Source organism: Mesorhizobium sp. WSM4823 (assembly GCF_055811195.1).
Window position 1 is genome coordinate 1 of the sequence record NZ_JBVVQL010000037.1, and the last position, 6,007, is coordinate 6,007.

Annotated in this window: 3 protein-coding genes and 3 pseudogenes; 2 read left to right on the forward strand and 4 right to left on the reverse strand. The window is 58.8% G+C overall.

Translation table 11 applies throughout. The annotated features are described in order from the left end of the window. Nucleotides 1-81 precede the first annotated feature (81 nt). From AC0L26_RS31835 to AC0L26_RS31850, 4 genes and pseudogenes are all read right to left on the reverse strand, one after another. Nucleotides 82-324 (reverse strand): annotated as a pseudogene (locus AC0L26_RS31835) (helix-turn-helix domain-containing protein); the annotation flags it as partial. Further along, a pseudogene (locus tag AC0L26_RS31840) lies at nucleotides 321-989 on the reverse strand (IS6 family transposase); the annotation flags it as partial. The pseudogenes AC0L26_RS31840 and AC0L26_RS31835, both read right to left, overlap by 4 nt. Before the next feature lie 131 nt (nucleotides 990-1,120). Beyond that, complete coding sequence (gene purU, locus AC0L26_RS31845) at nucleotides 1,121-1,969, reverse strand: formyltetrahydrofolate deformylase (protein WP_473636065.1); 849 nt, start codon at nucleotides 1,967-1,969, stop codon at nucleotides 1,121-1,123. 59 nt (nucleotides 1,970-2,028) lie between these two features. Beyond that, a complete protein-coding gene (locus AC0L26_RS31850) occupies nucleotides 2,029-4,524 on the reverse strand; it encodes a GcvT family protein (RefSeq protein WP_473636066.1) in 2,496 nt (831 codons plus the stop codon). Nucleotides 4,525-4,836: 312 nt separating this feature from the next. Here AC0L26_RS31850 and AC0L26_RS31855 point away from each other — a divergent pair, with 312 nt between their 5' ends. Beyond that, nucleotides 4,837-5,313, forward strand: a complete 477-nt coding sequence (locus AC0L26_RS31855; RefSeq protein ID WP_473636067.1) for an Lrp/AsnC family transcriptional regulator — start codon at nucleotides 4,837-4,839, stop codon at nucleotides 5,311-5,313. Between the two features lie 140 nt (nucleotides 5,314-5,453). Next, nucleotides 5,454-5,938 (forward strand): annotated as a pseudogene (locus tag AC0L26_RS31860) (IS5/IS1182 family transposase); the annotation flags it as partial. Between the last annotated feature and the right edge of the window lie 69 nt (nucleotides 5,939-6,007).

Here is a 6,007-nt window from a genome sequence, read left to right on the forward strand (position 1 = left end):
CGCTGTCCGCGAATTACTGAAATCACTGTCCGGGATTTAGCGAAAAGGGTGTCCGGGAATTACCGAAACACGCAGCTCTGGCGACAGCCGCGACAGCGGATCAGGCGACCACTGATCGAGGAGACCGTCGGGACCTGCAGTGTTGAACCGGTGCACCCAGTCGCGCAGCGTCTGCCGATTCATCCCGCCGGTCCTCGCCGCATCGGTTCGGTTCATCCCGTCCAGAACCGCCGCGATCGATAACAGCCGGCTGCTCTGCCGCACATGCTTCGAAGCCCGGGCAAGGTCGCTGGGCGCAGAGAGGCCTGATGCGAGGTCAATCAGGCAGCGAGAATTTCGAACTGCTCGCCAGGGACGGCTTCGGATTGAAGGCGTACCTCGTGCTCATGTGGATCATTTCGATGCCGGAAAGGATGGTGCAGGCATTTGAATCCGGGCATCGGCCGGACCCGGCGCTTGATGCGCCGATGGTCCTGCTCGATCCGATTGTTCAAATACTGGCTCCGGCGGATGCGGATCGGCTTCAGCGGGCGCCGGGAGTGATCCTGCAAGCGATCTGTCGTTTCACAGGAACGATCGCCTCGTGGTTGGTCCGGCTCCCGTCGATGACGACGCGATCCGGTCGGCCATAACGCTCAAGCGCCTTGCTTTAGAAGCGCTTGGCCGCCGGCAGGTCGCGCCGCTCGCCGAACCAAAAACTCGACTGTGTGACCGACAGTGTCGATGGCGCGATAGATATACATCCACTGGCCGTGGACCTTGATGTAGGTCTCGTCGGCATGCCATTTGCCGGTCACGCTACGCTTGCGCCGGTTGAAGCGCTCGAGCAACAGGGGCGAGAAAGGAACGATCCAGCTGTGGACGGTCGTGTGATCGACCGTGATGCCGCGCTCGGCCATCATCTCCAAGATCGCGCAGGCTCAGATTGTAGCCCAGGTACCAGCGCACGCACAGCAGGATCACGATTGGTCGAACTGACGGCCTTCGAACTTGCAGGCCCCGAAATCATCGAAGGCTCCTTACCACAGCGCTGGTAATCAAAGATTGCAGCAGAACGCGATGAAGACACCGGCCCTTTTCGTGGTTGAATTGCTTTACGATAAGCCACTCTTGGCGTTTCTCAGCCTGAGAAAATGACGGTCTTTTTGCCGTTCAGGATAACCCTGTCCTCGAGATGAAGACGAACGGCTCTAGCCAGGACCCGCCGCTCGATGTCGCGGCCTTTCCGGACCAAATCGTCCGGCGTGTCCTGGTGAGAGATGCGCTCGACGTCTTGTTCGATAATCGGTCCTTCATCAAGATCGGAAGTGACGTAGTGGGCTGTCGCGCCGATCAGCTTTACCCCTCGGTGATGCGCCTGATGATAGGGCTTAGCGCCCTTGAAGCCCGGCAGGAACGAGTGGTGGATGTTGATGCACCGGCCTGCCAGCCTAGCCGCGAAGCCATCTGACAGAATCTGCATGTAACGCGCGAGGACGATAAGATCTGGATTGCTGCGCTCGATCAGGGTCACAAGCCTCGCTTCCTGTTGCTCTTTGCTGTCTCGGCTGACGGGCAGATGATAGAAGGGCAATTCCTTGAGATCAGTGGATGCAAGGTATTCTTTGCCATGGTTGGAGACCACAGCAATCACATCCATCGGAAACTCGCCAATCCGCCATCTATTGAGAAGGTCGGCAAGGCAATGATCGAACTTCGATACAAGCAGCATAACCCGCCTGGGTCGCGACAGCGGGCGCAGGGTGTAGGTCATGGCGAAGCGCCCGGCGAGCTCTTCGAGCTCTCCGGCCGGTTGGTCGCTGTGCCGTGCATTGCCAATGCGCGCAAAGACGACCCTCATGAAAAACAGCCCGGTCTCCGGGTCGCTGTACTGCTGGGCCTCAAGAATGTTGCACCCGGTGGCGTACAGCAGCCCTGAAACTGCGGACACGATGCCGGGCTGATCCCCGCATGAAAGCGAAAGGACCATCGAGTGGTCTGAACACATTTGGTGGATAGTCCAGTTTATATGGAAGTTGGACTGCAGGTTCAGGCCTTGAGGAGCTCGGACGCGATCAACTCCCTGGGATCACGCCACTCGCCCTTCACGCGGCTTCGGCCGGAATCGAAGAACGGACGCAGGGAAGCTTTTGCGGCATAGCGCTCGCCGGCGATCTCGATCTCGAATGACCCTGAAGACAGCCACTCCGCCGTAACCCCGGTATCTGAGCTGAGGTATCCCATGCCGACGCCGCACCCGACCGTGTGGCCGAAACCAGCTGAGCGCAGATATCCGACGAGATTTCCATCACGCCAAACTGGCTCGGTGCCGAACATCAAAGCCTTGGCATCGGGCGCAGCGAGCTGGACCAGCCTGCGACGCAATGGCTTGCCGCGCTGGGCTTCAAGAGCAGCGCGTCCGATGAAATCCTCGGACTTGTCCCAGGCAACCGTAAATGCCAGTCCGGATTCCAATGGGGTGTCTTCATCCCCGACATCCGAGCCCCAGTCCCGGTAGCCCGCCTCAAGACGCAGTGTGTTGAGCGCGATATACCCCGCGTGACCGACACACAGATCGGCGCCGGCGGCCACTAAAGCGTCATAAACTCCCAATGTCTGTTCGGTCGGGATATGCAGTTCCCAGCCAAGCTCACCGACAAACGTCATGCGAAATGCAAGTGCCAAGCTGTAGCCGACTTCGATTTCACGCGCCGTAGCAAAGGGGAATGCCTCATTGGAGAAGTCGGCCGGACTGACCCGCTCCAGCAATTCCCGCGACCTCGGACCCATGACCGAGAGAGTTGTATATCCAGATGACACGTCGACCACTGAGACGTGACCAGCGCCCTTTGCGTGTAAGCGCAACCACGCCAGGTCTCGTGTGCGTTGGACTGCCGCTGTGACGACTAGGAATTCCTCATCGCCAGTACGCGCGATCGTAACGTCAGACTCCATGCCGCCCCGCTCGTTCAGCCACGGGGTATACACAACCCTGCCGACCGGCACGTTCACATCGTTGGTGGAGAGTCGCTGGAGCAGGGCAAGTGCGTCAGGTCCCTGAACCAGAATGTGGGCAAACGAAGTCTGATCGAAAAGGGTCACGGCAGAGCGAGTGGCTGTATGTTCGGCGCCACTGCGCTCAAACCATTCCTCGCGGCCAAACGTTGCATGGTTTTCATTCGGAAATCCGCGAGCGCCGAACCATTGGACCCGTTCCCAGCCGGCACTTTCGCCAAAATTCGCGCCCACGGCGGCCAAGCGGTCGTGCAGGGGGGACACGCGGACGTTGCGCGCGGTCTTTGGCGACTTGTGAGGGAAATGAAGTGTCCAGAGGTTGCCAACCGCCTCCCCTGTACGGTCGTAGAGATACCGCTTATTCCGCTGGAAGGGCATGGACCGGCGAACGTCCATTTCCCAGCAGTCGCCCGCAGGCAAGCCCGTCGACATCCATTCTGCCATGACTTTGCCTGCCCCACCGGAGGACTCGATTCCGCAGGAATTGAACCCAGAGGCGACATAAAGCCCCTGAATTTCAGGTGCCGGACCAAGGTGGAAGCGGTTGTCTGGCGTGAAGCTCTCCGGGCCGTTGAAATTCAGTTGCAGGCCGACGTTTGCCAAGACAGGCATGCGCTCGATCGCGGCGGAGAGATAGGGTTCGATGTGATCGAAATCCTCTGGCAGCGAGTCGAAACTGAAATCGTGGGGTATGCCATTCATGCCCCACGGCTTCCCATCCGGCTCAAAGAAGCCTACGAGCAGTTTGCCCGCGTCAGCCTTGGCATAAACGCGGGCGTCCATGTCGCGGATGGTCGGTAGGTCGTGAGGAAGGTCGGGTATGGCCTCTGTCACCACATAGAAATGTTCTGCAGCCTGTAAAGGCACTGACCAATTGAGATCGGCTGCCACGTTTCGCGTCCACAGTCCGGTGCTGATGACCGCTTTTTTAGCTCGGACCGTCCCTTGGCTGGTCTCTACGCCTGCAAAGTGTCCACTCTCGACCAGGATCCTGTTGACCGGCGTCCGCTCAAGGATCGTTGCGCCGCCCTGGCGGGCGCCGATCGCGAAAGCACGCGCGGTGTCGATCGGGTTGGTCACGCCGTCGGATGCAATCCAAGCGGCACCAAGAACATCACCGACATCAAGCAGAGGAACGCGGCGTTGGGCTTCCGCAGCGCTAATCATCTCCACCTCCAGCCCAAACGAGCGCCCCATCGATGAGCCGCGCTTAAGCTCCTCAAGGCGATCCTTGGTTGCAGCGACGGTGATGGATCCGGTTTGGCGAAAGCCTGTGGCCTGACCCGTCAGGTTCTCGAGATCCCGGAAGAGCTCGGCGGAGTACTGTGCGAGTTTGGCCATGGTTTCATTCGCACGGAGCTGCGTCACGAGGCCCGCAGCGTGCCACGTGGTGCCGCAAGTCAGCTGATCGCGCTCAAGCAGCAACACATCCCTGTGACCCAGGCGGGTCAGGTGATAGGCTATCGAGAGGCCGATAATGCCACCTCCGATGATGACGTATTCGGCATGGGACGGGAGTTTGCTGGCCATTTGAAACCCTGTTGTAGCCTTGCTCACGAAACTGCGAACGAAGGCGGGTTGGTCGTGGCCGATAAAGTACTGTTAGACGCCCACTGGTTTTCTCCGATTTAGGGGAGAGACTGCAGTGTTCCTGCGCAACGCGTCATTCTGATGCAGCTTTCCTCAAAGTGAGGTCAATGTTACGTTTCCCGAGGCAGGCGGTAGGTAGTGAGACCGCTACCGCGTTGCATTGCCGGCCAGATAGCCTTTATAAACGCGAAAATTTCTGCTGTGGTCCAGCACGGGAGGTTGGAGCGCCAGCCATAGTCGAGATCACCCTAGATGAAATATGACCGGATCGATGCCCGCATCCTGGACTTGGTTCAACGGAATAACCGTTTAACCTCCGATGTCATTGCCGACAAGGTCGGACTTTCTGCCACGGCATGCCAGCGTCGCCTCAAGAGGCTCCGGGCAGAAGGGATTATCGAAGCAGACGTCTCGATTATATCGGCCAAGGCCGTTGGCCGACCGATCCAGATGATCGTCATGGTCACTCTGGAAAGGGAGCGCGCTGATATCATCGACAAGTTCAAGCGGGATATCAAATCCTCACCCGAAATTGCGACGGGTTTCTATATAACCGGCGAGGCAGACTTCGTGCTCTATATCACTGCCCGAAGCATGGAGGACTATGAGCAATTCACGCGAAAGTTCTTCTATCAAAACACACACATTAAGAGCCTGAAGACCATGGTGGTCGTCGACCGAGTCAAGGCAACGTTCGCTGTCCCTATTGAGGATCCGGAAGATATTTGAGCGGCACTGCGCCGTCAAACACCGATCGCTGCGGCAATGCTGTCAGCTGCCATGCGCTTGCGCCATTCGGCGTGCCTAAGGCATAGATAGACGTGCCAGCCGCATCGCCGCGAGGATCACTGGCATATCCTGAACTTCGAATTCGTGTGTTCTATTCGATCCGCTCGGAGCGGCTGTTGATGCAGCGGCTGGAATACGACCTTATGTTCCCCTGGTTCGTGTGACCGGCTGCCGGAGGGTGACATCTCTGCAAAGTTCCTGGCGGCGGTGCTCGCGCAACCCAAGGTGAAGAAGCTTCTGTGGACGGATCACCTTTCGGTGGACGGCACGCTGATCGAGGCCTGGGGGTCGATGAAGAGCGTCAAGCCGAAGGACGGTCCAAGCGGTGGTGTCATGGCAAGCCGCCGGCAGAAAGGAGGCGAAGCTGTGCTTCATGGGCTGATGGAGAACGGCCATGGCCTTCTGGTCGACGCCTGCCTGACGTTTGCCGACGGGCATGCCGAGCCGGGTGGCGGCCCTGCACATGATCGAACCGCGTGCCGAATCCGCAACAATCAAACGCGGTGCCGACAAGGCTTATGACGCGCAGGACTTCATCAATGAGCAGCGTTCGATGAAGGGTACGCATCCGGTGAAGACCGCAGACGTGCGTATCCGGTGGCCATGAGGACCTGAGCACCGGGTCAAGCTTTCG

Excerpts from the sequence above, each read along its gene's own strand:
- purU (WP_473636065.1), bottom strand. The coding sequence starts at position 1,969 with ATGGTCCTTTCGCTTTCATGCGGGGATCAGCCCGGCATCGTGTCCGCA.
- AC0L26_RS31850 (WP_473636066.1), bottom strand. The coding sequence starts at position 4,524 with ATGGCCAGCAAACTCCCGTCCCATGCCGAATACGTCATCATCGGAGGT.
- AC0L26_RS31855 (WP_473636067.1), top strand. The coding sequence starts at position 4,837 with ATGAAATATGACCGGATCGATGCCCGCATCCTGGACTTGGTTCAACGG.